The sequence below is a fragment of the Streptomyces sp. Y1 genome (assembly GCF_041053115.1).
Taxonomy (GTDB): Bacteria; Actinomycetota; Actinomycetes; order Streptomycetales; family Streptomycetaceae; genus Kitasatospora; species Kitasatospora rubellomurina.
In genome coordinates, this window is sequence record NZ_CP163445.1 from 3,219,196 (window position 1) to 3,244,711 (window position 25,516).

Here is a 25,516-nt window from a genome sequence, read left to right on the forward strand (position 1 = left end):
CTGGAGGTTCATGCCCTATCCGCCGTGGTGCGGCGGGCGCTGGCTCAGGTACCAGTCCAGCCCCCGTCCACCGCTCTCCCCCGCCCCGGGGCGGTCGCCCCAGCCGGTGTCGGTGTCGTCCCGGGACTGCTGGTCCAGCGGGTCGCCGAAGATCAGGCGCGCCTTCGCCCGGGCCTTGGCCTGAGCCTCCCGCTCGTCCGGCACCTGCTGCCCGGACCCCTGTTCCTGCTCGCTCATCCCGTTCACCCCGTCGTCCACCGCGCCACGCCCTGCCGATCCCGCCCTGCCGATCCCGCCGGGCCTGATCCCACCAGCCTACGAGCACCGCCGCACGGCGCGGGCCCGGGTGCGGAGCGCTCCGCACCCGGGCCCGGGGCCAGGGGGATTCGCACCCGCCCTGGTCAGGCGGCTTCGAAGCCCGCGTGGTCGGCGATCTTCTTCAGCTCGGCCAGCGCGTGCTTCTCGATCTGCCGGATCCGCTCGCGGGTGAGGCCGTGCTGCTTGCCCACCTCGGTGAGGGTGCGCTCGCGGCCGTCCTCCATCCCGTAGCGGGAGCGGATGATCGAGGCCGTGCGGTCGTCCAGCCGCCCGATGAGGTCGTCCAGCTCCTCGCGGCGGAGCATGACCATCACGGCGTCCTCGGGGGACGTCGCCCCGGTGTCCTCGACCAGGTCGCCGAACTGGGTCTCGCCCTCGTCGTCGACGGACATGTTGAGGCTGACCGGGTCGCGCGCCCAGTCCAGCACGTCCTTGATCCGGGCCTCGGTGGTGTCCAGCTCGGCCGCGATCTCGGCCGGCTCGGCCTCGCGGCCCAGCTCCTTGGACTTCTCCCGCTGGACGCGGCGGATCCGGCCCAGCTCCTCCACCAGGTGCACGGGCAGCCGGATCGTGCGGGACTGGTCGGCGATCGAGCGGGTGATCGCCTGGCGGATCCACCACGTCGCGTACGTGGAGAACTTGAAGCCCTTCGCGTAGTCGAACTTCTCGACCGCGCGCACCAGGCCCGCATTGCCCTCCTGGATGAGGTCGAGCAGCGGGAGACCGCTGCGCGGGTAGCGGCGGGCGACGGCGACCACGAGGCGGAGGTTCGAGCGGATGAAGACGTCCTTGGCCCGCTCGGCGTCGGCGGCTATCGCCTCCAGCTCCTCGCGGGTGACGCCCTTCGGCAGCTCGTCCTCGTCCAGCAGGTGCTGGGCGTACACGCCGGCCTCGATCCGCAGCGAGAGCTCGACCTCCTCGGCGGCATCGAGCAGGGGCGTCCTGGCGATCTCGTCGAGGTACATGCCCACCAGGTCGCGGTCGGCTTCGAGGTTGGTCGGGCGGGCCGCGCGAGTCCGGTCGGCCCTGTCGCGAACGACGGCACGGGTGGCCATGCTTGCTCCCTTTGACTGGTGTTGCCGAGCTCTGCCTGCCTGCCCCCGAGGGCAAGAAGTGCGGGCCCCACCGGGCCTCACACGTAACGATCCAACGAACAGAATCCGGACAACATTCCCAAGTCACTCAGATTCTTCCCGATGATGCAGTATCCTGCCGGTTTTCACCCCGGTCATGGACGCTCGGTGACCGGTCGGGCACCTCCCGTGCCATCGCGGCGACCGTTTCCCGCACGCCGGGTTCACCCGGCCGTCATGCCGCCGCCACCCCATCCGGTCAACCCCCGGTGGTTCGCGGACGTTCCCGTGCGCCCCCGGCTCCCACCCGCGCTCGCGCCCACGCGCACACCCCGGCGCACGCAGGTCCTCCCCAGAAACGATGCCGAATCGCTATCACTCCAGGTCCCGATCGGCACAGGACACTGGGAAGGTGTCAGGCATGCACCTGACCAACCGCTGGGCGTCCGTCACCGCGCGTCACCGTCGTCTCCTCCGGGACGCGGGAGTCGCGCTGGGATGTGCCGGGGCCTTCGGGCTCCTGACGGCCCTGGTGACCGGCCACTGGCACCCGCTCGTCCGGTTCGACCAGCAGTGGGTCGGCGAACTGCACCTGCACGCCCGGGACCACCGGATCTGGACCGCCTCGGTGCAGACGCTCTCCGACATCGGCGGCACCGTCACCATGCGTGTTCTGCTCGGCATCGCCGCCGGCTGGCTCTGGCTGATCGGCGCCCGGGTGCTGGCCGGCTGGGTGGCCGCCCAGACGCTGGTCGGCTGGGGCGCCCAGTGGGCCCTGAAGCTGGCCGTCGACCGGCGGCGGCCGGAGTTCTCCGACCCGGTCTCGCACGCCGGCGGCCCCGCCTTCCCCTCCGGGCACGCGATGGCCTCGGCGATCACCTGCGCCGTCCTGGTCGGGCTGCTCTGGTATCGGGTCGGCCGACGCGGACGGACCGCCACCGTCGCGGTGGCCGGCGCCACGGTGCTGACCATCGGCTGGACCAGGGTCGCCCTCGGGGTGCACTGGCCCAGCGACGTGCTGGCCGGCTGGCTGGCCGCCGGGATGGTGATCGGCGCCGTCACCACCGCGACCGAGCTGTGGCGCCCGGGCGCGCTGGCCCGCGACGTACGGAGGGTCAAGTGGCGTACCAGGCCCCGGGTCCAGCGCGTCCTCGCGCCGCCCGTCCAGCCGGTGGCGGACACCGAGTCACCGGACGCGGCCGCCGACCGGATCGACGAGACGGCCGGTCAGCAGGGGTCCTGGCAGGCCCGGTAGCCTGCCGGGCATGCCCATCACCCCGGAAGCCGCACAGCCCGCCGCCGTCTCCCAAGCGCCTCACCCCGCACGCCCGTTGCGGATCGCCACCGTCCAGGCCGAGGTCGTGGCCGGGGACATCGCCGCCAACGTCGCCGAGGCCGCGGCGCTGATCCGCGAAGCGGCCGCCGGCGGAGCCCGCCTGGTGCTCTTCACCGAGAAGTTCCTCTCCGGCTACGAGCCCGAGCTGATCACCTCGGATCCGGTGAAGTACGCCGTCCAGCCCGGCGATCCGCGGCTGGCACCGATCGCCGAGGCCTGCCGGGAGACGGGGGCGGCCGCGGTCGTCGGTGCCGCGTGCCGGACGGACGAGGACGAACTGCGGATCTCCGCCCTGGTGTTCGGCCCGGACGGCACCCTGGTCACCCGCTACGACAAGCAGTTCCTGTTCAAGTCCGAGCAGGCCTACTACCGCCCCGGGACGACCGGCTGCACCGTGGAACTGGACGGCTGGCGGCTCGGCCTCGGCATCTGCTACGACTCCGGCTTCCCCGAGCACGCCCGGGCGGCCGCGCTCGACGGCTGCCACGCCTACCTGGTCGGCGCCCTGTTCAGCGTCGGCCACGGCCACCACGAGTCGCGGATCTGGTTCCCGGCCCGGGCGTTCGACAACACCGTCTACGCGCTGCTCGCCAACCACATCGGCACCACCGGCGCCTGGCGCACCTGTGGCGCCAGCGCGGTGTGGGGCCCGGACGGGCGGCTGATCGCGGAGGCGAGCGCCGACCGGCGCGAGGTCGTCCTGGTGGACCTCGACCCGCAGGTCCTGCGCGCCGCCCGCGAGTCCGAGACCCTGCTCGCCGACTTCGCCGCCTACGGCGCCGCCCCCGCCGCGCCGCGCGCCCGGCACGTCCTGGGCTGACCGCCGGAGGGCCGCCGGAGGGCCGGCGGAGGGCCGGCGGGAGGCCGGCGGCCCGGAACGGCGAAGGCCCGGGTCGGCGGGATCATCCCGCTGACCTGGGCCTTCGTCGCGTTCTCGGTTGTGCCCCAGACAGGAATCGAACCTGCGACACCGGCTTTAGGAGATCAGAGAGCGGTCTATCCGAGTGTGGGAGAGGCTGGGATGCGAGTCGGAGCGCACGAGAAGGGACTATTTTCCCGGCCGAACCCCCACCCTCAGGGAGTTCAAGAGAGCTCCAGAGGGTGGGGGTTGTGGACTGGATGTGGACTCAGGAGACAGCCCTGAGCTGTGGCTTCCCCTGCCGAGCGAGCGCGTCCCGCACCGACTCCACAACGTCCGGTCCGGCGTGCTGGTACAGCCACGTCACCTTGGAACCGCGGTCGTGCCCCATGATCGCCTGCACGTCCTTCTCCGGGACACCGGCGTCCTTCAACCGGGTGCCGAACCGGTGCCGGCAGTCATGCACCCGCGGCCACCATTCCATGCGCCCGGTCTCCTTGCTCAGCACCTTCCGGGCAACGCCCGCCTCCTGGATGGCCTTGATCCAGACCCGCCGGAAGTTGTGCCGAGACAGCACCCCGCGGCGCGGCCCAACGAAGATCAGCTCTTCTGGGTGCATGCCGGACTGAGGGCCAGTCCGGGCCGACGATGGCGACCAGTGCGCAACCATCGCCTCGACGGCGGCAAGCGCGGCGGAGGTCAGCGGTACGGTCCGGAACCCCGCGTTGGTCTTGGGGGCCTCCTGCCGGAGCGGCTTGTCGTCCTCGTCCTCGGAGATGATCTCGACCACGCGGGCCGTCGCGGCCTTCAGGTCCGCATGGCAGAGCCGAAGCCCGGTGTACTCACCCCAGCGCATACCGGTCTCGTCAGCGAAAATGATCAGCGGGCGGTAGTAGGCCGGGAGGCTCGCGAGGATCGCCGCGAACTGAGCGTCCGTGGGAGGCGCGAGGTCATCAGGGTGCTTCGCGGTAGGGGTCTCCAGCTCGACGCCGATGGTCGGGTTGGTGGTGATGCGCCTGTCGAGAACCGCGGCCTGCATCATGCGGCGCATGAACTCCAGACACTTCTTGCGGGTGTGGTAGCCCTTGACGTCGTTCTGCAGCCACGTGTCGAAGTCGAGGAAGCCGATCCCGTTGATCTTCCAGTCGCCCCAGGCGGGCTCGACGTGCGTCTTCCAGATGCGCCCCTTGCGCCCCCTGGTGGAGGCGCGCCCCTTCTTCTTCTGGGTCTCCCACCACTTGGCGTGCCACTCCGTCACGGTGATCTCGCCGCGCTTCGGGTCCAGGTAGGTACCCTGCCGAACGTCCGTCCTGATCTTGTCGAGGAAAGCATCGGCCTCGCCCTTCTTCTCGAAGTTGCGCGCCTTCTGCCGGCCATCCGGCCCGCGAAACCGGGCCTGCCACGAGCCGATGCAGTCTCGGCGCGACTTCCGGTCGCCGGGGTACGCCTCCAGGCAGAGTTTGCAGCCGCAGGCCTTGTTCCGTATCTGGCGGGGGTTGTTCTGCGCCCTACGAGGCAACTCGGGCCTCCTCGATCGTCCGCTGCATGGGGATGAGCGGCAGCCTCACGGGCTGCCCGCAGCAGCAGACTGCACCATCCGGGGGCTGAGGGATGGCGAGTTCGGCCAGGACGGCCAGGACGGCGCGGGCGGCCGCAGCGGGACCAAGGCCGGCGGGGATGGTGATGGTGAGGGTCGCCGGGTCCCAGGGCCTGAGGGTGACCACTGGGGCGGTACTCCGGCGGACGGTGATACACATGCGCGTCCCCCCTTGGGGCATGGTGAAGTGCCAGTAGGGCCGCTGGGGGAGGACGGGTCAGCGGTGTGCGTGGTGCGTGAGCACCTGAACATAGCGCGCTCAAGGGGGATCACGCGAGCAAAAAGGGGGCGTGCGACACTCAGTGCCGTGCGCCCCCTGGCATATGCCAGCTACACCTGCGGATCGTCGGCAGCGAGTGCCACGAGTTGCCGCTCTACGATGCGCTGCTCTTCAGCGGTCAGCCGGCGGTACAGCTCCAGGATGCGTTCTTCGGCGTCCTGGCTGAGCCGGCCTGGGGTGCGTCGGTTCGCGGCCGCGAAGACGCGCTCACGCGGCTCGCCGAGGGCATCGGCGAGCTTGTCGCAGGACTTGCGGGATGGGGTGCGGCCGCCGTTGGCCCAGGTGTTCACGGCGGACACGGACACGCCGGCGCGTCGCGCGATCTCGGTCTGAGTCAGCTCCGGGCGGGCATCCTGGACTCTCCGAATCAGCTGCGCGAGCGTCTCGCCCTCGTCAACCGTGTTCATGTCGCAAGCATGCCGCAGGCCCTTCCACATATACAAGCGGAACGTGGAAGGGTGGCGCGATCCCGACCATACCCAAACGCGCGTTCGATTACCCGCGACGCGCCGAAACTCTCCTGCCCTCCCTTCCCCTCTTGCGCATATTCCACTTCCACTGTAGAAATGTGGATGTCGGCAGCGACCAGCCGCCGACCAGGAATCGAGGTCCCCATGTCCCGCCTGAACCGCAAGAGCGACGGCCGGCCTCTCCGCAGGGCCATGGCCAACGCGGGGATGTCCATCCCGCAGCTCGCCGCGGCCACCAGGGCCGTGGACCCGGACGGCCGAGGCGTCAGCCGCTCCATCATCGGCGCCCTCGTCTCGCGGGGTTCGTTCACCCGCGACAGATGCCGACTGCGGACGGCATGGCTCATCGCCACCGCCCTGCACGTCCCGCTCCAGGACCTCTTCGACATGCCTGGAGCTTCCACATCCACAAAGGAAAGGTCAATAGCCGGATGAGCACCGTTACCGCGCTGCCGGCCCCGCTGCTCAAGCAGCAGCAGGTCGAGGAGCACTACGGCGTCAGTGACTGGACCGTCAACCAGTGGGTGCGCCGGGGCTGCCCGGTCGAGTACCTGCCGAACGGCCACCGCCGGTTCGACCTCGCCGAGGTCCGGGCCTGGATGGCCGAGCAGGCCCCGACCGGCCGCGAGAAGCGCCGCCGCCAGTCCGAGCACGCGCTCGCGCAGCGCTCCGCCTGACTCACCCCTGACATGGGTCGGGCCCTCGCCCGGCAACACCGGATGCACCCCGGATGCCGCCTGCGAAGGCCCAGGCCTACCGATCAACCCGAACAGGAAGGAGGTAGGCCTCATGTCGAAGCCTACCGAACTGCTCGCCCAGACCCCGCTGAGGAGCCAGACCAGCCCGCTGCAGGCGGCGCTGACCCTGGCGGCCTCGTTCCCCGGGCTGGCCGCGACCGCGCTGGACGTGCGCGGTGGCCACTTGATGGTGCACCTGCACCTCGCCGATGTCGCCGCGTTCGACGAGTGGGTCGAGTCCCTGCGGCTGTCGGTCGAGACGCCGCTGCAGTACGAGCACCTGGGTCTCATGCGCGAGACGTGGACGGCCACGGGGGCGTGGGCCGAAGTGCCGCTGACGGTGAAGGCGTACCCGGCCTGGCCGGTCGCGGCTCTGGTGGAGGCGGCGGCGTGATGGCCGAGTACCCCCAGGTGCCGCTCCCGGTGCGGGAGCGGATGGACGCCGAGGTCGAGCTGATGGACGCGTGGATGCGCGACCACGGCGACGACCCGGCCGACTGGACCGAGCAGGCCCGGTACGACTACGCGGCGGCGGTGGCTCAGCTCCGCGCCAACTCCCTGGAGGGCGGGACCCGATGACCACCTCGAACCCGGTCGCGCGCCGCGCGGCCATCCTGATCGCCAACACCGCGGGCACGCCCGAGGAGATCGCCGTCGCGCTCGACGCGGCTGGCCTGCTCCAGCGGCCAGCCGAGCGGATCACCGGCGCATACCCGCTGTGGGTGCGGCCGACCGCCCTCGGGGTCGCGATCGACGCCCACCCTCTCGTCTCGGCGCTGGTCCGCGGGCTCGCGGCGGAGATGGCCGAGGCCTCCGCGATCGTCACCGCCGAGCTGGTGACGATCGCGGAGGCCTCGGGCCCGGAGCAGGACGCGCTCGTCGAACGGCTGCTGGAGCGGCTGGGTGGGACGGACGCGCGGTACGCGGCGGCGGACGCCCGGCGTCTGGCCGAGGTGCTGCTGCACGCGGTAGGCCCGGTGCTCCCGCAGCAGAGGAGGGCGTCCTGATGCCGTGGATCTCCCGCCGCGCGCTGGCCGAGACGGCCGCCGCGATGACCCGACTCCGCGGCCGTGTCCGGGGGTTGGAGGCTGACCTTCTGGAGCAGGGCCGAGCGAACGGGCGCCTCGCCGCTCGTGCCGTCGCCGCCGAGAACGCGCACCAGGGCGCCGCCAAGGCGATCCGGACCGCACATCAGAGCCAGCACGACGAGCTGTCTCGTCTCCGCGTGCAGGTCGACCTGCTCCGCGCCGACCGCGACGGCCTGCGCCGCCAGCTCGACGACGCCCTCAGCTACACGCCGGAGGCTGTCGAGCGGATCAACAAGGGGGCGGTTCGCCGATGACGATCACCCTGCCGGCCGGGGCTTCGGCCCCGGCCGCCGGGCCCACCACGCTCGGCAACTTCACGCCCGGCTCGTCGGAGTGGCACGCTGCTCGGTCGAACGGGATCGGTGGCAGCGAGATCGCAGCCGTGATGGGCCTGAGCCCGTACGAGTCGGCGTTCTCCCTGTGGCACCGCAAGCAGGGCCTCGTCCAGCCGGTCGAGGAGAACCCGCAGATGTACTGGGGCACCCGGCTGGAGCCGATCGTGCTGGCGGAGTTCGCGAAGCGGCACCCGGAGTGGGCGGTGCGGCGGGCGCCGACGTACGCCGGCCCGGACCGGCCGTGGCAGATCGCCAACCCTGACGCCGAGCTGGTCCCGGCGTGCTCGTGCGGGCTCCACCAGGAGGCGTGCTGTGACCCGGAGGACTGCGGGCCGTGCTGCCCCAGCTGCCCGACCTGCCCGCACACCCGGGGGTCGGCGGTCGAGATCGTCGAGGTGAAGACGGCCCGCGACGACGAGGGCTGGGGGCGGGAGGGAACCGGTGAGGTTCCGGTCCACTACCGGGCCCAGTGCCTTTGGTACATGGACGTCCTCGGCGTGGCCTGCTGCCACGTTGCGGTGCTGATCGGCGGGTCGGACTACCGCGAGTACGTCGTCGACTACGACCCGGCAGACGCCAAGCTGATGCGTACGGCCGGTCACCGGTTCATGCAGTCGATCTGGGACGGCGAGCGGCCCAGCATCGACGGCCACACCGCGACCTACCAGACGGTCCGCGTGCTGCCCGAGGGCCTGGACGACGTCAACGTCGACATCTCGGTCGAGCTGCGGGACCGCTTCCACGCCGCGCAGGACGGCTTCTGGGCCGCCGAGGACGAGCTGACGGAGTGCAAGTCCCGTCTCCTCGACGCCATCGGCACCGGCCGCCGCGCCTTCGCCGCCGGAGTCCGGGTCGCCACCCGGACTGTCCGCAATGGCAAGACCTTCCAGCTTCTCCCCGCCCGTACCCGGAGGACCCGATGAGTACCACCACGATCGGACAGGCCTTGGCCGTCCTCGACACCAGCCCGGCCGCCCAGATCGAGCGGTACCGCGACGAGTACGCCGCGCTCATGCCGTCGCACGTCAACCCGGACCAGTGGGTCCGGCTGGCGGTCGGCGCGATCCGAGGCGACAAGAAGCTGATGCAGGCGGCCGCCAACGACGTGGGCGTGTTCCTGCGTGAGCTTCGGACCGCCGCCCGGCTCGGGCTGGAGCCAGGCACGGAGCAGTTCTACCTCACCCCGCGCAGGGCTAAGGGGCGCCTGCTGATCAAGGGCATTGTCGGGTACCAGGGCATCGTCGAGCTGATCTACCGGGCTGGCGCCGTGTCGTCGGTGATCGTCGAGACCGTCCGCGAGCGGGACACCTTCCGCTACCACCCGGGCCGTGATGAGCGCCCCGTGCACGAGGTCGACTGGTTCGGCGGCGACCGCGGCGACCTGGTCGGCGTGTACTCCTACGCGGTGATGAAGGACGGCGCCACCTCGAAGGTGGTCGTCCTGGACCGGGCCCAGGTGATGGCGGCCAAGGCCATGTCGGACGGCGCGCACTTCGACTGGTCGCCGTGGAAGACCAACGAGGAGGCGATGTGGCTCAAGACCGGCGCCCGGCGGCTGGCCAAGTGGGTGCCGACCTCGGCCGAGTACCTGCGAGAGCGGCTGCGGGCCGCGGCCGAGGTTGCGGCCGAGGAGCCGGTGTCCGTCGCCGCGGCGGAAGCGATGCCGCAACCGACCGAGCCGTCCGTCGACTTCGGTGACGACGACGAGACGATCGAGGGCGAGCTGGTCGACGAGACCTGGCCCGGGGGTGCCGAGTGATCATCTCGCTCCGCGAGGGCGCCGAGCGCATCGACGTGCCCCTGCGCTACCGGCCGCCGGCCACGCTGTCCGCTCAGCCGACCACCACCGCCGACCTGGACCTGGTCGCCGTTGAACGGGCCCTGAGCGGCGAGACGCCCCGCCCGCAGTTGCAGCCGCTGGAGGCCCACTTCGCGTGGCAGCTGATCACCAGCCCGATCGAGGAGGCACCCGCCCGCCCGGTCGCGGCCCTACTCGGTGTGACCGAGCGCACGATCGGCCGCTGGCGCGCCGGCCACACCCGCGCCGCCGCGGCCTACGACGAGACGCCCGGAGGTGGCGACATGCAGCAGGACAGGTGGGACGAGAAGGCCGCGTGCAAGGGCCTCGACCTGGAGGGCTTCTTCCCGGTGGGTGACGGCGGGAAGGCGGGTGCGGCCCTGTACTGGCAGGCGGTGCGCGTGTGCCAGGGCTGCCCGGTTCGGGTGGAGTGTCTGCGGTTCGCGATGCGGGCGGAGGGCAAGTGCGCCCGAGCGTCCCGCTCGGGGGTCTTCGGCGGGATGACGCCGGCCGAGCGGGACGAGCTGTACCAGCACCGCGTGCAGGCGGCGGCGTGACGGCCCGGAGCCGCCGTGACCCGGCCGTGGAGGCGGAGGCGTACGGCGCCACGATGACGGTCACGGAGCCGCCGCAGGCCGACCGGCAGGCCGCCGCCCGGTACATCGCCCGCAGGGCCCGCGACGCCGACGACGAGCAGCTGCTGCTGGCCGCCCTCGGCCTCGACCAGCCGCCCGCGTGACCTGCCGTCAGTGGCTGCCCGCCGTGTCTCGGCACTGCGGGCAGCCCGCCCGGCCCTACCCCTGCGGCCCCCGCTGCACCCAGCACACCCCGGCCGCACAGGCCGGCACCCCCGAACCACCCACCACCCCGATCGGAGGCCACTGATGGGCCTTGACTTCAGCCACACCGAAGCGCACTGGTCGTACAGCGGATTCAACCGCTTCCGCGAGCAGATCGCCGCCCGCGAGGGCATCGACCTCGCCCAGATGGAGGGCTTCCGGTCGTGGCGCGACGAGCGCCCCCGCATCTCCTGGGACACCGTGACGACGCCGTTGAAGCCCCTGCTCAACCACTCGGACTGCGACGGCGAACTGACGCCCGAGGAGTGCCGGGCCGTCGCGGCCCGCCTGCGCGAGGTCGTTAAGGCCATCTGGCCGGAGGACTGCTACGACCGCGAGCACGGCCTGCTGCTGGCGGACGGCCTGGACGCCGCGGCCGCTGCCAACGAGTCGTTCGAGTTCTGCTGATGCGCGCCTTCTACCGCGGGTACAGCTCGCTGACGGGCCGCCGGGCCGGGCAGGTCCGCCGACTGCACCTGTACCGCGAGGACGGCCGGTACCCGGGCCAGCAGGCCCACTGCGGGATGCACGGCTACGAGGTGACGAACTCGCCGCCGATCGTCCTCGACCCGGCGCCGGCCGCCCCGCCGGAGGGCCTGACGTGGTGCGGGGCCTGCGTCGGCCGCGCCGCCGAACGCACGGGCCAGCTCGACGAGTTCGCCGCCGCCCTGCACCGCGCCTGACCGCCTGGGGCGGAGGTGCCCCACCCTCCGCCCCAGGCCCCAACCCCCTCACCACCGAACTGCCTGAGAGGCCCCGCAATGCCGTGGTTCAAGATCGACGACGGGTTCCACTGCCACGCCAAGGTGCTGGCGGCGGGCACCCCGGCGGTCGGGCTCTACGTCCGATGCGGGTCTTGGGCGGCCCAGCAGGCCAGCGAAGGAATCATCCCGAAGGCGATCGCCCGGATGTACGGCACGCCCCGGATGATCAAGGCCCTCGTCGACGCCGACCTCTGGCACGCACCCGGCCACGAATGCGAGTCGTGCCCCGAACTCGAACCCAACTCGTACGTGATCCACCAGTACTTGGAACGCAACCCGAGTCGAGTTGAGGTCGAGTCGGCACGCAAAGCCAAGTCCGCCCGCCAACAGAGGTGGCGTGAAGGCAAGAAGAACGAGCAGATCAACACCGACGACGCCCCCCAGGTAGACGTCAATGTAGACGCGTCTACACGCGAGCACGGAGACGCTGCCCCCAACCCAACCCGTCCCACCCCATCCCCTGTACCTCCTGCGGAGGTACAGACTGACTGGGCGAACGACGCCGATCTCCCCCGAATCGGCGACCGGCCCCGCATCCCTGCCGCCGCCCGGCCACTCGTCGACGCGATCACCGCCGCCGGCATGGTCGTTGGCTGGGACCTCGCCCCCGCCGACTGGGTCCTCATCGAAGCGCTCATCAAGCGCTGCGGCGTTGCCGCGCTCGTTCAGGACGCCACCGGCAGCTGGCAGGGCGCCCGCCAACGCCCCCGTACGGGCCGCTACTTCCTTCCCGCCTGGCGCAAGCTCCCCGACATCCCCGAGGAGACCCGCAACCGTCCGGCGGTCGTGAACGGCACTGGTCCGGTTGCCGCGGCCGCCGTGTCCCGCCAGCAGCAGGAGACCGACGACCTGTTCGGCCGGGCCATGGCCCGCGCCCAGAACCGCATGCAGGAGTCCTCATGAACCCCGCCGAGACCGTGCTCCTCGCACGCTACGTCCGGGCCCTGTGCCCCCAGCAGAAGTTCGACGAGTACACGCCCGACGCCTGGCATGACGTCCTCGGCGACTACGAGCTTCAGGACTGCAAGCAGGCTGCCGCCGAGATCGCCCGCCGGCAGCCGTGGATCGCCCCCGCCGAGATCATTGACGAGGTGCGCCGGACCAGGAACGGCCGCCTCGACTACTTCCAGTACGAGCCCACCCCCGGTGAGACCGGCGCCGAGTTCACCCGCAACCTGCGCACGCAGGTCGCCGCCACCATCGACGGCCACCGGCCGCCCCAGCTGCCCTACGTCGGCTCGTCCCGGCCGGTCCTGGAGCTGACCGTGGGTGTCGGCCGCGACGTTCCGGAGCCGTGGGAGACGACGACCCGTATCCGCAGCGCGCTCGACATCGTCTGCCCGAACCCGAACTGCCGTGCGGCCGCACGCAAGCCGTGCCGCACCCCGTCCGGCCGCCGCATGGCCGGCTACCACGGCACCCGCACCGACGCCGCCCGGGCCGCGTGATGGGCGCCCCCATGCCCCCGGGCCTCCGCCGCCGCGAGAACCCACCCGAGTGGGCAATCGCCTGCCCCGTCCCCACCTGCCGCGCCAAGGCCGGCACCCCCTGCCACAGCCCCAGCGGCCGCCGCCTTGGGGACAGCCACCCAAGCCGCCTCGACCACCACCTCGTCCGCCACGCCGCCTGAGGAGACCACCCAGTGAGCCACGACCCCGACACCTGCATCGGCATCTGCTGCGGCACCTGCGCCAACTGCGGCCGCCAGTTCGACCCCACCGACACCAGGTTCGACGGCCAGGCCCGACACGCTCTGACCGACTACTGCCGCGCCTGCGTCGACCGCTGCCACGACAACGAGTCCGCCGACCACCGCTGCGTCATCTGCGCCTGAGGAGACCTCCGTTGAGCACCCAGCCCCCGCCCTTCGACCTCGACGCCATCCAGGCCCGCGTCCGGCACCTCGAGGCCGAGACCAGCCGGCTCCGCGCCGCCTGGAACTCCGCCCGAACCCGCGCCAGCAACCTCCGCGAACGCCTCGACAACGCCGACCACGGCCGCGACCGCTTCGTGGAAGCCATCGAGCAGATGCAGGCCGAGAACGATCGCCTCCGCGATGTCCTGAAGAGCACCCAGGCGATCGCGGCCCTCGACTCCGCCACCTGCGAGTCCTGCGGCCACCTCGAATCCGCCCACGACCCGGACGGCGACCGCGACTGCAACGCCTCCGGCGCCCGAGTCCGACAGTGCACCTGCGCCTACTTCATTGCCTGCTACCCCGAGCCCGCCACCTGACGGCCCGTGCGCGGCCGCCACAGGCCCACCAGCAGCCGCGCACCACCCACCCGGCACCCAGACCCACCCCACCCGCCACAGGCCCCCAGGGCCGCCACACACACCCACCACGGAGACCACTCGTGCTCACCGTCACCGATTTCTTCTGCGGCGCCGGCGGATCCAGCCAGGGCATGCACAACATCTCCGGCCTCCAGGTCGCCACCGCCGCCAACCACTGGGACCTCGCCGTCCGCACCCACCAGGAGAACTTCCCGAACGTCCGCCACGACTGCGCCGACATCTCCCAGATCGACTTCCGCCGCTACCCGCGCACCGACCTCCTCTGGGCCAGCCCCGAGTGCACCAACCACTCCGTCGCCAAGGGCGTCAAGCGCGGCGCCGACCGCCAGCCCGACCTGTTCGGCGAGGTGCTGCCCGAGGAGGCCGCGGTCCGCTCCCGGGCCACCATGTGGGACGTCCCTCGCTACCTCGAAGCGATGAGCCTGCGCGGCCGGCCCGTCCTCGGCGGCGTCGTCGAAAACGTCGTCGACGCCCGCAACTGGGCCCTCTTCGACGCCTGGTGCATGGCCATCCGCGCCCTCGGCTACGACCTGCGGATCGTCTACCTCAACTCCATGCACGCCCGGCCCCGGTTCGGCACCCCGCTCGCTCCGCAGTCCCGCGACCGCATGTACGTCATGTACTGGCTCAAGGGCAACCGGGCCCCGCAGATCGAGAAGTGGACGCGCCCCGACGCCACCTGCCCCCAGCACGGCCGCGTGCAGGCTGTGCAGTCGTGGAAGAACCCCGACCGCGAGTGGGGTCGCTACCGCGCCCAGTACGTCTACCGCTGCCCCATCCCGGGGTGCTGGACGGTTGTCGAGCCGTGGGCCCTGCCGGCCGCCGCCGCGATCGACTGGACCCAGCCCGGCCAGCGCATCGGTGACCGCGCCAAGCCCCTTGCCGCGAAGACCCTGGCCCGTATCCGGGCCGGCCTGGCCAAGTACGCCCGCCCGCTGGCCGTCCCCGTCGAGGGCCGCGAAGGCAAGAGCGCGGCCCCGGTCGACGACCCGCTGCGGACCATGACCACCCGCAACGAGACCAGCCTGGCCTGGTTCGAGCCGTTCCTCGCCGAGCTCCGCGGCGGCGGGTCCGACCACCGGCCCGCCTCCGACCCGCTCGCCACCGTCTGCGCCTCCGGCAACCACCACGGCCTCGTCCACCCCGAAGCGATGGTCGTCCCGGCCGGCGGCACCTGGAACGACGAAGCCCGCCCCGTCCACGAGCCGTTCCGGGCCCGGACCACCCGCGAAACCGAGGGCCTGCTCGTCCCGTACTACGGCACCGGCACCGCCCGCCCCGTCGAGGAGCCGGCCAGCACGGTGACCACGGTCGAGCGCCACGCGCTCGTCTCGGCCGCACTCGACGTCGAGGAATGCCTGTTCCGGATGCTCAGCCCGGCGGAGATCGGCGCCGCCATGGCCTTCGGCCGCGACTACACCGTGCTCGGCAACAAGCGGGAGCAGGTCCGCCAGTACGGCAACGCCGTCACCCCGCCCGCCGCCGAGGTCCTGATGTCCGCCCTGGTCGAGTCCATCACCGGCGAAGACCTCCAAGCCACCGCCTGACACCTCACTGACGCCCGTCACGCCGCCCGGGTGGGCGGCCCCGACCCCGAGGAGCAACGTGACCCGCCCCCTCACCCCGCGCGAGCGGGACGCCCTCCGCTACCGCGCCGAGGGCCGCACCGACTACGACATCGCCGCCGCCCTGCGCATCACCCAGAGCACCGTACGCAGCACCATCGCTCGCGCCATCCGCAAACTCGGCGCCCGCACCCTCGACCAGGCCATCCAGATCCTCAATCGGCCCACTACGATCCCGCAGGAGCCCGAGATGCCCGCCCCCAAGCAGCCTCGCCTCTTCCACCTGCAGCGCGACACCGACATCACCGGCATCAGCGGCACCGGCATCGTCGCCCACGGCGTCCAGTGGCCGTGCGGCACCGTCACCATCCGCTGGACCGGCGACATGCCCTCCACCGTCAACTGGCAGCACATCGACCACGCCATCGCCGTCCACGGCCACGGTGGCCACACCCGCATCATCTGGGCCGACAACCCGAGCCCCGACCCGGCCGAAGACCACCTCGGCCACCGCCTCGCCGAGACCCACCGACCGAAGTTCGACCCTGACCCCTGCGTCCCCGCCGGAGTCACCCGGTACCTCGCCTACTGCCCGGCGTGCTCCCCGAACCTGCACAAGCTCTGGCGACCCGGTGACCCGATCCCCACCTGCGGACTGTGGGACGCGGCCGTCGCCGCCGGACTGACCGACCCCGAGCACGGCCCCGCCGCGTGACCGTGTCCCCGTGGCTGGTCCTGGCCGGCACCCTCGCAAGCGCCGGCTTCGGGACCGTCCTCCTCGCACTCCACCCCTGGAGACGCACATGACCGCCTGGATCATCCTCGCCCTCTACGGCCCCGCCGCCCTCGTCGGCTTGCTCTGGCTCCGCGCCATCCACGCCGAACTCACCACCGCTGCGGCCGCCATCGCCGAGCGCGACGCCGACGACCGCGAGTTCTGGGCCATCGTCGGACGCCTCGACCAGCACGAACAGGAGGACACGTCGTGGTGAAGCGCCCCACCCCGCCCCCGCTCACCACCACCGAGCGGGCCCGCCTCGACCACCTCGTCCGCCGAGCCGCCGCCCGCCTCACCCCCGACGAGACCGGGCTGCTGATGCGGCTGTGGGAGCACGACCAGGCCGACCGGGAGCAGGAGCGCCGCTCCACTGGAGGCCTCCAGGCCCAGCTCCGACGCCTCACCGCCCTTACGTCCGACACCCGTTGACGCCCGTCACCACCCCTGAGGAGGCCGCCCCCATGCACCTGCCCACCTTCGTCCCCCGCACCGAGGCCGGCCTCCTCCCCTGCGCCGGCCAACCGCAGCTGTTCGACCACCCCAGCACCCAGCTCCAGGCCGCCGCCCTCTGCCGCACTTGTCCCGTCCGGCAGGCGTGCGACACCTGGGCCGTTCAGCACGCCGAGTGGGGCACCTGGGCCGGCCGCACCGACCACGACCGCGGCACGGTCCGCGAAGAACTGCCCGACCTGCCCCGCCTGCCCGTCGACCCGGCGCCCGAGTGCGGCACCGAGGACGCCCGCCGCCGCCACATCGGCCTGCAGCAGCAGTGCGACACCTGCGACGATGCGTACGCCACGCGGGTGCGCGCGACCCGTGTCCGCTCCCTCGACAAGCAACACCGACGCCCGCAGGGCCCCAGCAGCCGCGGCTACAAACTGCACCTGCTCCTCGGCGTCCCCGCGTGCGGGCCGTGCCGGTCGGCGCACGCGGCGGAGATCCGGCGCTACCGCCGCGGGCAGGCCCTCGCTGCCTGACGCCCGTCAACACCCGTCGCCCGCCCGGAACTTCCCCCCGCGGCGGGCGCCACCGCGAGAGGATGGCCACCATGAGCGACACCACCAACGCGGCCACCGGCTGGACCCTCACCGTGCTCGGTACCGAGCAGATCCCCACCCACTGCCGCCGGTTCGCCTACGACCTCGACCTCGGTGAATGGGAGTGCGCCGCGTGTGACGACGTGGCACACATCCGCGACATCCGCGCCGCCAACACCCGCTCGGAGCAGGCAGGTTGACGCCCGAAGCGATAGGCTGAACAGCACAAACAGAGCGGGCCAGGCACGGGGATCACAGCCCCGGCCCGGCCCTTGACCGCAGGAGCATGCACTCCCATGGCCATCACCCACCCTACCGGCCACGTCGACCGGCAGCGGGCCGTCCTCGGCCTCACCATCGGCGCCGCCCTCGTCACCATCGCCCTTACCGCCGTGGCGTTCTGGCTGTCGTACGAGGCCCTGCACGACCTCGCGACCACCCACCACCTCACCGGCGTCCGTGCCTGGGCATGGCCCGCCACCCTGGACGCGTTCGTCGTCTCCGGCGAACTCCTCGTCTTGCGCGCCTCCCTGCTGCGGCGCCTCGACTGGCTAGCGATGATCCTCGTCGCCAGCGGCTCGGCTGGCTCGATCGTCCTCAACGTCGTCTCGGTCGGTGCCGCCGTCGACCGCACCACCCAGGTCGTCGCCGCGATCCCGCCCACCGCCGCCCTGCTGGCCTTCACCGCGCTGATGCGGCAGCTGTACCGGGCCCTTGTCGGTCGGCCGGACGTCCCGCAGCCGCCCCGTGCCGAGCGTCCGACGCCCGTCGACGTCGAGCTGACGGCCGTCAACGCCCTCGTGCTGCCGCCCAAGCCTGCCGCGCCACCCGCCCTGCCGGTCGCGTACAGCGACCCTCGATGCGCGATCATTCGGCGGCTGTACGACGGCGGAACCCGGCCCGGCACCGGCACCATGCGCGCGGCGCTGGAGCAGGCTGGGTACGGCACCCTGTCCGATGGGCTGATCCGCGGCACCCTGCGCGCCGAGGTCGAACGACTGGAGCCGCTGCTTGAGACCTACCCGCCCGAGAAGCAGCTCCGCGCTGCCTGAGAGGAACCCGATGACCGACACCACTGCACGCCGTACCAGCGCCGACTGGGAAGCCACAGCCGACAAGCACTTCGCCGACGCCCAGGAAGCGTTCACCGTGGCTCTGGCATTCGGCGACCGGGCGCCGAACCCCGGGCTACAGCGCGCCGAGGTTGCGCTTCAGCTCGCCCGGTACGCGCTCGACCGGGCCGCCACCCGGTAGCCGGGCTGCCTGATTCCGGGACCTCCCTACCCTCCCGGGCAGGGAGGTCCTTGCATGCCGCACCAGCGAGCCGACATCACGAAGGCCAAGCTCAACGCGTCCGACGCTGTCGAGATGCGCCGCACCGGCATGACCTACCAGGCCATCGGCGACGCCCTCGGCGTCAACCGCAAGACCGCGTGGCGGTACGTCCAAGACGCCATGGCCGAGCGCGCCCGAGAGACCGCCCCCGCCCGCGACGCGCTCATCGGCGAACAGCTCGCCGTCATCGAAACGGTGCTGGACGGCCTCCTCCCGAAGGTCGCCACCGGCGACACCCGGGCCGCCGAGGTCGTCATCAAGGCCATGGACCGGCACGCCCGCCTGTTCGGCCTCGACGCCCCGGTCCGGGTCAAGGCCGAGCTCACCGACGAGCGCATCGCCCGGGTCCGGCAGCTGGCCGAGCAGATCGCCGAGGTCGGCCAGTGACGCCCGAGCAGTTGGCCGAGCTGGAGACCTACAGCCCGGAGGAGCTGGAGCTGCTGGAGCGGGAGCTCGCGGCCCGGCTGTGGCAGGCCCGCTGGGACGCCTGGACGCCGTACCCGTGGCAGATCCCCCCGGGCGAGGTCGAGACGCACGGCATGTGGCTGCAGCTCGGAGGCCGCGGCACCGGGAAGACGGACGGGTGCGCGCGGTTCATGGTCGAGCACGTCAACGGGCCGGCGTGCGACGACAGGCTCCCGGGCGGGCACCGCATGTCGATCATCGCGCCGACGCAGGGTGACGCCGTCGAGTCGGCCGTCAACGGCCCGTCAGGGCTCAAGGCGCACGACCCCAGGGTGGTGCTGCGGACCACGGTCGGCGGCACGTACGTCCGCTGGCCGTCCGGCGCGGAGGCGAAGCTGTTCGGGGCACACACCCCGGACGACGTCGAGCGCCTGCGCTCCGGCGGCAACCGCTGCCTCGTCTGGCTGGAGGAGGCCGCCGCCATGCGTCACCTCGGCCCGGCGCTCGCGCACTCCGCGATGGGCCTACGCATCGGCCCCCGCCCCCACTACATCGCCTCAACGACGCCCAAGCCCCGCAAGGAGATCGTCGAGCTGCTGGCCCGCGACGACGTTCTCACCACCCGCGGCCGCACCCGTGACGCCCACCACCTGCCGCAGATGATGCGCGACAAGCTGGTGAAGCAGTACGCCGGCACCCGGCTGGAACGCCAGGAACTCGACGGCGAGGTACTGCAGGACGTGGACGGCGCCCTGTGGTCGTGGGGCCTGCTCGACCGGGGGCGGGTCGGTGCCCCGATGCCCATGTCCAGGATCGTCGTCGCGATCGACCCCGCCGTTTCCAACACCGCGGACTCGGACGAGACCGGGATCGTCGTGGTCGGGATCGCGGCCGACCTGATGCCCGACCGGCTCGGCCAGCTCCAGCGGCACGCCTACGTCCTCGACGACCGGTCCGGGCACTACCACCCGCACGAGTGGGCGGCCACCGCGCTTGCGGCGTACGACGAGTGGGGCGCCGACCGCATCGTGGCCGAGGTCAACAACGGTGGCGACCTCGTCCGCCACACCCTGCACAGCATCCGGCCTGGCGCGCCGTTCGCGGCTGTCACCGCGAGCCGCGGCAAGCAGCGCCGGGCCGAGCCGATCGCCGCCCTGTACGAGCAGCACCGAGTCCACCACGTCGGCGCCTTCCCGGAACTCGAGGACGAGATGACGACCTGGGTCCCTGGCGAGCCCGGCAGCCCGGACCGCATGGACGCCCTCGTCTGGGCGGTCACCCACCTGATGGTCAAGGCCGGCGGCGGCTTCGCCGCGGTCGCGTAGGAGGAGCGTTGGGACGGATCAAGCAGGCATACGCCGCGCTCCGAGGCCGCGGTCCGGCCGAGGTGGAGCGGCGTGACTCGCTGCTCGGCGGCGTGTCGGTGACCACATTCCCGTCCGGGGCCGGCGGCTGGAACTCGTGGTCCGCAGAATCGGTGTTCGGCAACGGCGCGAAGGGCTGGAGCAACAGCGCCGTCGCGTACCGGTGTATCAGCATGCTGGCCAACAATGCCGCCTCCGTACCGCTGGTCGTGCGGGGTCCGGATGGCGAGCTGGACGAGATGCACCCGCTCTCGCAGCTGTGGAACGTCAAGCCCAACGGTTCGATGCCCGCCCAGGTGCTCAAGGCGCTGTCGATGATGCGGCTGCAGCTCGACGGGCAGTGCCACCTGTGGCTGAACTACAACGGCCGCACCCCGGCCGGCGTCCCGGACGAGCTCTGGTACGTCTACGACCGCGTCACCACCATCGTCGCCACCCGCGCCGCCGACGCCGTCCCGCAGGCCCAGATCATCGGCTACGTCATCGAACGCACGGACGGCGTCCGCGTCCCGGTCCTGGCCGAGGAGATGCTGTGGCTGCGCTTCTCCGACCCGTACGACCCGCTCGCGGTGATGGCCCCGTGGAAGGCCGCCCGGGCGGCCGTCGACACCGACTTCTACGCGAGCACGTGGCAGCGCCAGTCATTCAAGAACGGGGCCCGCCCGGGCGGCATCGTCAACCTCGGCGACCTCGACGAGCAGACCTTCCACAAGACCGTCGCCGCGTTCCGTTCCCAGGTCGAAGGCGTCCAGAACGCCGGCCGCCACCTCCTCCTCGCAGGGCAGGGCAGCGACGGCACCGGAGCCGGGAAGGGCGCCAGCTTCACCTCCCTCACCATGTCCCCGGCGGAGATGGACTACATCAACTCCCGGATGCACTCCGCCGAGGAGGTGATGCTCGCCTTCGGCGTCCGCAAGGACGCGCTCCTCGGCGGCTCGACCTACGAAAACCAGGCCGAGGCCAAGGCCGCCGTCTGGACCGAGACCCTGATCCCGCAGATGGAGGTCATGGCCGCCACCACCGACCTGCAACTGCTGCCCGACCTCGGCTGGACCGTCGAGTGGGACTTCAACGCCGTCTCGGCCCTGCAGGAGGACCTGGAGGCCCAGGCCGGCCGGAACCAGGGCTACCTGCAGAACGACGTCCTCACGGTGGACGAGGTCCGGGCGACCATCGGCTACGACCCGCTCCCCGGTGGGATCGGCCAGATGACCCTGACCCCGTACCGCGCTCAGTTCACCCCGGCCCCCGCGCCCGTGGCGGACGCGGCCGTCGAGGAGGGGGCCGCGCGGATGCTCGCCCTGCTGGAGCGCATCGGCGCCGCCCGGCCACTGCCCGAGCTCCCCGCCCGCGCGACCACGGTGTTGCACCACGACCCGGGCCCCGACCCGCAGCAGAGCCTGTACCAGCGGCTGGAGGCCCTGCTGGAGCCGCTGCTGGTCGAGCTCGGTCGCCGCCAATCCGCGGTCACGCTGCGGGAGTTCGATCTGCTGATGCGGGGCGAGCGGGCCGCCGCGCTGTGGCTGGCGGACGTCCGGACCGTGGCCGGCGAGGCGTACGAGCGCGGCGCCCTGCTCGCGCCCCCGGACGCCGACGAGGTGCCAGTGGCCCGGCTGACGCAGCTCGACCTCGCGCCGGACGACCTCGCGGTCCGGATCAACGTCCGCAAGATCTTCAACGCCCGGAAGTGGGTCACCCGCACGCAGGAGGCCTTGCGTGGCTGGTACGAGACCGCGTGGCGGACCGGCGGCAGCCACGTCGCCTCGCAGCTTGGCGACGGCTTCGACATGGACGAGCAGGTGCTGGCCGAGCTGGACAAGCGGCTGGAGACCCTGGCTGGGCAGATCAACGCCACGACCGAGGCCGCGCTCCGCGCCCAGCTGCTGCACCACGGCGTCCAGCAGGGCGAGTCCGTCGACGAGTTGCGTGCCCGCCTGCAGAAGGTCTTCAGCGACCTCACGGACTGGCGCGCGCAGATGATCGCCCGCACGGAGACGGTCGGCGCGTTCAACGCCGCCGGCCTGGTTGCGGCCGAGCGGTCGGGCGCGACGTCGAAGACGTGGCTCGCCACCCTCGACTCGCGGACCCGGGCGTCGCACCGGCTGGAGTCCGGCAAGACCGTCCCGCTCGGTGATGCCTTCACTGCGGTGCAGTCCCGGTGGCCCGGCGACCCGGCGGCACCCGCCTCCCAGTCCATCAACTGCCGCTGCACCCTCACCTACTCGAAGGAGAAGTAGATGACCACGGAACTCGGGCCCACCGAGCGGGCCTGTGTCCTCCAGGCTGCTGACGCCCGTCAGATGCAGGGCGTCACCGTCCCGGTCGGCGTCCCCGCGCACGAGGCCCGGCGCGGCCCGAGGGACGGCACCCGCGGCGCCGTCGACGTCAGCGCCGGGCTCCCGCAGCACCTGACCTTCGCCAAGGGCGACATCGTGTACGAGTTCGACGGCTTTGACGCGGACCGGGTGGCCGTCTACCGGTACGCGCCCGCGAAGTCGCCGCTGCACGACCGGATCATGGCCGGCGTCCAGCAGGCCTACTTCGAGGCTGCGCAGGCCAAGAAGGGTGGTACCCGGTGAACCGCCGTGCCGTTCCCGGGGCGGGCGTGCAGTACCGCACGGTGCCGCTCCAGCAGCTCAACATCCGAGTCGCCGAGGGCGACGAGGGGACGTTCGAGGGCGTCGCCTGCCGCTACAACACCGTCGACTCGTACGGCACCACCTTCAAGCCGGGGGTGTTCCGCAAGGGCGGCCTGGACGCCGGCACCTACGCCCTCCTCGACATGCATGACCCGTCGAGGCCCATCGGGACGTTCACCGCCAAGGAGCGCGGGGACCACCTCGCCATCTCCGGCCGCTACGACGACACCCAGGCCGGCCGCGACGCCCGCGCCCGCGCCCTCTCCGGGAGCGCGCCGGAACTGTCCGTGGGCTTCATCCGCACCGACATGCCCGCCACGTGGGAGGAGTACGACCAGCTCACCGAGAAGCAGCGGAAGGACCTGGAGACCAACATCCGCTCCGCCCGCCTGGTCGAGGTCTCCCAGATCACCGCGCGCATGGCCGCCGTCCCCGGGTCCGCCCTCACCGGCGTCCGAACCGCCGCGCACATCCGTGCCGCCGACGCGGACGAGGACCCGGCCGCGCTGATCGCGTCCCTCGACAGCATTCTCGACCAGGCCGTCATGCTGGCCGGCGAGTACCCGCGCGAGGACCTGCCCGAGGAGGTCGCCCAGGCACTCGACCTGCTCGTCGCGGCCGAGTCGGTCGTCGACCAGGTGATGGACGTCCTGGGCATCTACGACCCCGACGACCAGGATGCCACCGCTGGCAACGGGGAGGCCCCTCCGGCCGAGGGGGCCGCATCGGCCGCGCTGGAGCTGGAGCGCGCGCGGGCGTCAGCGGCTCTGCTGCTGGCCGGGCTGACGGGCGTCAGCAGGGTGTAGCAGGTGTAGCCGTGCTGCCCCTGGTGGGTGCGTGGCTACGGTGGCAGCGCGCTGGCAGCCCGGGGTCCGGAGGCTGGTGTAGAGGCGGGTGCTGCCGTCCAGAGTCCCCAGTTCATGGGTGCCTGGACGGCGCCCCCGCACCGAAGGAGGCCCCGTGCCCCCGACCCTCGAAGAGCAGCGGACCGCGCTCCTCGCCCGCCTCGACGACACCAGCCTGACGACCGAGCAGGTTCACGAGATCGTCGCCGAGGCCCGCGGCCTCGCCGACGCCATCCAGGCCGAGTCCGACCGGGCGGCCGCCCGCGCCGCGCTCCTGCGAACCGCACCGGCCGCCCCCGCCACCTCGGCCGTGCCGGACGGCGGCGCCCCGCTCACCCCCGCCGAGGCCGGTACGTTCCGCAGCCTGGCCCAGCGCTTCGCCGACTCCGATGGCCTGCGCGAGTACCGCGCCCGCGACAAGCGCGGCCAGTTCCAGGTCGAGATGCGCGACATCAACCCCAATCAGCTCCTGTCCCGGGACGCGCCGGCCGGCACCATCACCAACCCCAACGTCCCGCACCTGCCGCAGCTCGTGCCCGGGATCGTCAAGACCACCCCGGACCTGCCGCTGCTGGTCGCCGACCTCCTCGACCAGCAGAACGCCGACTACAACGTCCTGGAGTACATCCGGGAGACCTCCGGCCCGGCGGGCGCCGGGTCGACGTGGAACAAGGCCGCCGTGGTCCCCGAGGGCACCGCGAAGCCGCAGAGCACGCTGACGTTCGACACGATCACCACGACCCTCAAGACCGTCGCGCACTGGATGCCCATCACGAGGCAGGCCGCCGACGACAACGGCCAGCTGACCGGCTACATCCAGGGTCGGCTGACCTACGGCCTGCGGTTCCTGCGCGACCGGCAGCTCCTCAACGGCAACGGCACCACCGAGATGCAGGGGATCCTGACGACCCCCGGCATCGGCACCTACCAGCAGCCCAAGCCGACCGCACCGGCCACAGACGAGCCGCCGCTGGTGGACATCCGCCGCGCCAAGACCGTCGCCGAGATCGCCGGTTTCCCCCCGGACGGCGTGATCGTTCACCCCCAGGACTGGGAGGCCATTGAGCTCGACCAGGCCCCCGGCTCGGGCGTGTTCCGGGTGATCGCCAACGTCCAGGGCGAGGCGACCCCGCGGGTCTGGGGCCTCAACGTCGTCTCCACCGTGGCGATCGCGCAGGGCACCGCCCTCGTCGGCGGCTTCCGACAGGGCGCCACCCTGTGGTCGCGCCAGGGCATCACCGTGCTGATGACGGACTCGCATGCCGACTTCTTCACCGCGAACACCCTCGTGATCCTCGCCGAGTTCCGAGCCAACTTGGCGGTCTACCAGCCGAAGGCGTTCGTGAAGGTGACGTTCGCCGCGGCCACGGTCTGACCCGAGCCGGGCCGGGCGCCTCCACTCCCCGGGCGCCCGGCCCACCCCCCATCACCGCAAGGAGACCCCGTGGCCGCCAAGCAGACCGCCGTCGACGCCCCGCCGACGCCCGTCACCGAGGGCATCATCGGCATGGCCGGCGCCGTCCCTTCGACCGTGCGCCCGCAGCAGTACACCTCCCGGGTTGGCTGGGAGATCGGCGACGTCGCCCCCGCCGACGCCTACCAGCGCCTGGACACCACCGGCCTGCCGTACGGCCCGGTCGTCCACACCCACCCCCGCGGCCACGCCCAGCAGATCACCACCGCCGGCTGCACGATCACCGCGTGGGCACGGCAGGCCCTCGACGACGCCGACTTCGTGCCGGCCACCGAGGACTGA

36 protein-coding genes are annotated in these 25,516 nt (G+C 72.1%); 32 read left to right on the forward strand and 4 right to left on the reverse strand.

All coding sequences use genetic code 11. From position 1 onward, the window contains the following. Positions 1-15 precede the first annotated feature (15 nt). Together AB2U05_RS13360 and AB2U05_RS13365 are read right to left on the reverse strand one after the other, a co-directional pair. Complete coding sequence (locus AB2U05_RS13360) at positions 16-237, reverse strand: hypothetical protein (RefSeq protein ID WP_369183290.1); 222 nt, start codon at positions 235-237, stop codon at positions 16-18. 164 nt (positions 238-401) lie between these two features. Continuing rightward, the gene (locus AB2U05_RS13365) at positions 402-1,373 is read right to left on the reverse strand and encodes a sigma-70 family RNA polymerase sigma factor (protein ID WP_045696363.1); all 972 of its coding nucleotides are present in this window, start codon (positions 1,371-1,373) and stop codon (positions 402-404) included. 439 nt (positions 1,374-1,812) lie between these two features. On the opposite strand from AB2U05_RS13365, the gene AB2U05_RS13370 reads away from it, so the two are divergent. Beyond that, positions 1,813-2,646 (forward strand): phosphatase PAP2 family protein, encoded by an 834-nt coding sequence (locus tag AB2U05_RS13370; RefSeq protein WP_369183291.1) that lies wholly within the window; start codon positions 1,813-1,815, stop codon positions 2,644-2,646. A gap of 10 nt (positions 2,647-2,656) precedes the next feature. Beyond that, positions 2,657-3,547, forward strand: coding sequence for a carbon-nitrogen hydrolase family protein (locus AB2U05_RS13375; RefSeq protein WP_369183292.1), 891 nt, complete (start codon positions 2,657-2,659; stop codon positions 3,545-3,547). Positions 3,548-3,854: 307 nt separating this feature from the next. Here the strand turns inward: AB2U05_RS13375 and AB2U05_RS13380 are convergent, their stop codons facing one another. Beyond that, positions 3,855-5,105, reverse strand: coding sequence for a tyrosine-type recombinase/integrase (locus AB2U05_RS13380; RefSeq protein ID WP_369183293.1), 1,251 nt, complete (start codon positions 5,103-5,105; stop codon positions 3,855-3,857). A 408-nt stretch (positions 5,106-5,513) separates the two neighbouring features. Continuing rightward, positions 5,514-5,870, reverse strand: a complete 357-nt coding sequence (locus tag AB2U05_RS13385) for a helix-turn-helix transcriptional regulator (RefSeq protein WP_369183294.1) — start codon at positions 5,868-5,870, stop codon at positions 5,514-5,516. A 494-nt stretch (positions 5,871-6,364) separates the two neighbouring features. On the opposite strand from AB2U05_RS13385, the gene AB2U05_RS13390 reads away from it, so the two are divergent. The 30 genes from AB2U05_RS13390 to AB2U05_RS13535 all read left to right on the forward strand — a co-directional run bounded on the left by AB2U05_RS13390 (position 6,365) and on the right by AB2U05_RS13535 (position 25,516). Beyond that, complete coding sequence (locus AB2U05_RS13390) at positions 6,365-6,610, forward strand: hypothetical protein (RefSeq protein ID WP_369183295.1); 246 nt, start codon at positions 6,365-6,367, stop codon at positions 6,608-6,610. Between the two features lie 112 nt (positions 6,611-6,722). Continuing rightward, a complete protein-coding gene (locus AB2U05_RS13395) occupies positions 6,723-7,064 on the forward strand; it encodes a hypothetical protein (RefSeq protein WP_369183296.1) in 342 nt (113 codons plus the stop codon). Then, positions 7,064-7,249 carry a hypothetical protein gene (locus AB2U05_RS13400; protein WP_369183297.1) on the forward strand — a complete coding sequence of 62 codons (186 nt, stop codon included), beginning with the start codon at positions 7,064-7,066 and terminating at the stop codon, positions 7,247-7,249. Before AB2U05_RS13395 ends, AB2U05_RS13400 begins: the two co-directional genes overlap by 1 nt. Then, positions 7,246-7,677: a hypothetical protein gene (locus AB2U05_RS13405; protein WP_369183298.1), complete on the forward strand. Its 432-nt coding sequence runs from the start codon at positions 7,246-7,248 to the stop codon at positions 7,675-7,677. The genes AB2U05_RS13400 and AB2U05_RS13405 overlap by 4 nt, the downstream gene beginning before the upstream one ends. Beyond that, positions 7,677-8,012 (forward strand): hypothetical protein, encoded by a 336-nt coding sequence (locus AB2U05_RS13410; protein ID WP_369183299.1) that lies wholly within the window; start codon positions 7,677-7,679, stop codon positions 8,010-8,012. The genes AB2U05_RS13405 and AB2U05_RS13410 overlap by 1 nt, the downstream gene beginning before the upstream one ends. Further along, complete coding sequence (locus tag AB2U05_RS13415) at positions 8,009-9,016, forward strand: YqaJ viral recombinase family protein (RefSeq protein ID WP_369183300.1); 1,008 nt, start codon at positions 8,009-8,011, stop codon at positions 9,014-9,016. The genes AB2U05_RS13410 and AB2U05_RS13415 overlap by 4 nt, the downstream gene beginning before the upstream one ends. Continuing rightward, a complete protein-coding gene (locus AB2U05_RS13420) occupies positions 9,013-9,852 on the forward strand; it encodes a recombinase RecT (protein ID WP_369183301.1) in 840 nt (279 codons plus the stop codon). Before AB2U05_RS13415 ends, AB2U05_RS13420 begins: the two co-directional genes overlap by 4 nt. After that, the gene (locus tag AB2U05_RS13425; RefSeq protein WP_369183302.1) at positions 9,849-10,448 is read left to right on the forward strand and encodes a WhiB family transcriptional regulator; all 600 of its coding nucleotides are present in this window, start codon (positions 9,849-9,851) and stop codon (positions 10,446-10,448) included. The genes AB2U05_RS13420 and AB2U05_RS13425 overlap by 4 nt, the downstream gene beginning before the upstream one ends. Continuing rightward, entirely contained in the window at positions 10,445-10,630 is a 186-nt protein-coding gene (locus AB2U05_RS13430; protein WP_369183303.1) for a hypothetical protein, read from the forward strand. The genes AB2U05_RS13425 and AB2U05_RS13430 overlap by 4 nt, the downstream gene beginning before the upstream one ends. Before the next feature lie 145 nt (positions 10,631-10,775). After that, positions 10,776-11,138 (forward strand): hypothetical protein, encoded by a 363-nt coding sequence (locus AB2U05_RS13435; protein WP_369183304.1) that lies wholly within the window; start codon positions 10,776-10,778, stop codon positions 11,136-11,138. Further along, a complete protein-coding gene (locus AB2U05_RS13440) occupies positions 11,138-11,413 on the forward strand; it encodes a hypothetical protein (RefSeq protein WP_369183305.1) in 276 nt (91 codons plus the stop codon). The genes AB2U05_RS13435 and AB2U05_RS13440 overlap by 1 nt, the downstream gene beginning before the upstream one ends. 78 nt (positions 11,414-11,491) lie before the next feature. Further along, a complete protein-coding gene (locus tag AB2U05_RS13445) occupies positions 11,492-12,397 on the forward strand; it encodes a hypothetical protein (RefSeq protein WP_369183306.1) in 906 nt (301 codons plus the stop codon). Then, positions 12,394-12,942, forward strand: a complete 549-nt coding sequence (locus AB2U05_RS13450; RefSeq protein WP_369183307.1) for a hypothetical protein — start codon at positions 12,394-12,396, stop codon at positions 12,940-12,942. Before AB2U05_RS13445 ends, AB2U05_RS13450 begins: the two co-directional genes overlap by 4 nt. A 194-nt stretch (positions 12,943-13,136) precedes the next feature. Further along, positions 13,137-13,328, forward strand: a complete 192-nt coding sequence (locus tag AB2U05_RS13455) for a hypothetical protein (RefSeq protein ID WP_369183308.1) — start codon at positions 13,137-13,139, stop codon at positions 13,326-13,328. Between the two features lie 11 nt (positions 13,329-13,339). Further along, on the forward strand, positions 13,340-13,729 hold the full coding sequence (locus AB2U05_RS13460; RefSeq protein ID WP_369183309.1) for a hypothetical protein: 390 nt from the start codon (positions 13,340-13,342) through the stop codon (positions 13,727-13,729). Between the two features lie 122 nt (positions 13,730-13,851). Then, positions 13,852-15,339 carry a DNA cytosine methyltransferase gene (locus tag AB2U05_RS13465; protein ID WP_369183310.1) on the forward strand — a complete coding sequence of 496 codons (1,488 nt, stop codon included), beginning with the start codon at positions 13,852-13,854 and terminating at the stop codon, positions 15,337-15,339. A 58-nt stretch (positions 15,340-15,397) separates the two neighbouring features. After that, a complete protein-coding gene (locus AB2U05_RS13470) occupies positions 15,398-16,072 on the forward strand; it encodes a helix-turn-helix transcriptional regulator (protein WP_369183311.1) in 675 nt (224 codons plus the stop codon). Between the two features lie 88 nt (positions 16,073-16,160). Continuing rightward, positions 16,161-16,349, forward strand: a complete 189-nt coding sequence (locus tag AB2U05_RS13475) for a hypothetical protein (RefSeq protein ID WP_369183312.1) — start codon at positions 16,161-16,163, stop codon at positions 16,347-16,349. Continuing rightward, positions 16,343-16,564 carry a hypothetical protein gene (locus AB2U05_RS13480; RefSeq protein WP_369183313.1) on the forward strand — a complete coding sequence of 74 codons (222 nt, stop codon included), beginning with the start codon at positions 16,343-16,345 and terminating at the stop codon, positions 16,562-16,564. Before AB2U05_RS13475 ends, AB2U05_RS13480 begins: the two co-directional genes overlap by 7 nt. 32 nt (positions 16,565-16,596) lie before the next feature. Further along, positions 16,597-17,112 carry a WhiB family transcriptional regulator gene (locus AB2U05_RS13485; protein ID WP_369183314.1) on the forward strand — a complete coding sequence of 172 codons (516 nt, stop codon included), beginning with the start codon at positions 16,597-16,599 and terminating at the stop codon, positions 17,110-17,112. Positions 17,113-17,183: 71 nt separating this feature from the next. Beyond that, complete coding sequence (locus tag AB2U05_RS13490; RefSeq protein ID WP_369183315.1) at positions 17,184-17,372, forward strand: hypothetical protein; 189 nt, start codon at positions 17,184-17,186, stop codon at positions 17,370-17,372. 96 nt (positions 17,373-17,468) lie between these two features. Beyond that, positions 17,469-18,224 carry a DUF2637 domain-containing protein gene (locus tag AB2U05_RS13495; RefSeq protein WP_369183316.1) on the forward strand — a complete coding sequence of 252 codons (756 nt, stop codon included), beginning with the start codon at positions 17,469-17,471 and terminating at the stop codon, positions 18,222-18,224. Positions 18,225-18,234: 10 nt separating this feature from the next. Next, positions 18,235-18,426 carry a hypothetical protein gene (locus AB2U05_RS13500; protein WP_369183317.1) on the forward strand — a complete coding sequence of 64 codons (192 nt, stop codon included), beginning with the start codon at positions 18,235-18,237 and terminating at the stop codon, positions 18,424-18,426. A gap of 54 nt (positions 18,427-18,480) precedes the next feature. Then, entirely contained in the window at positions 18,481-18,894 is a 414-nt protein-coding gene (locus AB2U05_RS13505; protein ID WP_369183318.1) for a hypothetical protein, read from the forward strand. Continuing rightward, entirely contained in the window at positions 18,891-20,237 is a 1,347-nt protein-coding gene (locus AB2U05_RS13510) for a terminase family protein (RefSeq protein ID WP_369183319.1), read from the forward strand. Before AB2U05_RS13505 ends, AB2U05_RS13510 begins: the two co-directional genes overlap by 4 nt. An 8-nt stretch (positions 20,238-20,245) precedes the next feature. Continuing rightward, positions 20,246-22,513, forward strand: coding sequence for a phage portal protein (locus AB2U05_RS13515; protein WP_369183320.1), 2,268 nt, complete (start codon positions 20,246-20,248; stop codon positions 22,511-22,513). Continuing rightward, on the forward strand, positions 22,514-22,855 hold the full coding sequence (locus tag AB2U05_RS13520) for a hypothetical protein (protein ID WP_369183321.1): 342 nt from the start codon (positions 22,514-22,516) through the stop codon (positions 22,853-22,855). It begins immediately after the preceding gene. Next, positions 22,852-23,721, forward strand: a complete 870-nt coding sequence (locus AB2U05_RS13525; protein ID WP_369183322.1) for an HK97 family phage prohead protease — start codon at positions 22,852-22,854, stop codon at positions 23,719-23,721. The genes AB2U05_RS13520 and AB2U05_RS13525 overlap by 4 nt, the downstream gene beginning before the upstream one ends. Before the next feature lie 154 nt (positions 23,722-23,875). Then, positions 23,876-25,135 (forward strand): phage major capsid protein, encoded by a 1,260-nt coding sequence (locus AB2U05_RS13530; protein WP_369183323.1) that lies wholly within the window; start codon positions 23,876-23,878, stop codon positions 25,133-25,135. 69 nt (positions 25,136-25,204) lie between these two features. Further along, entirely contained in the window at positions 25,205-25,516 is a 312-nt protein-coding gene (locus tag AB2U05_RS13535; protein WP_369183324.1) for a hypothetical protein, read from the forward strand.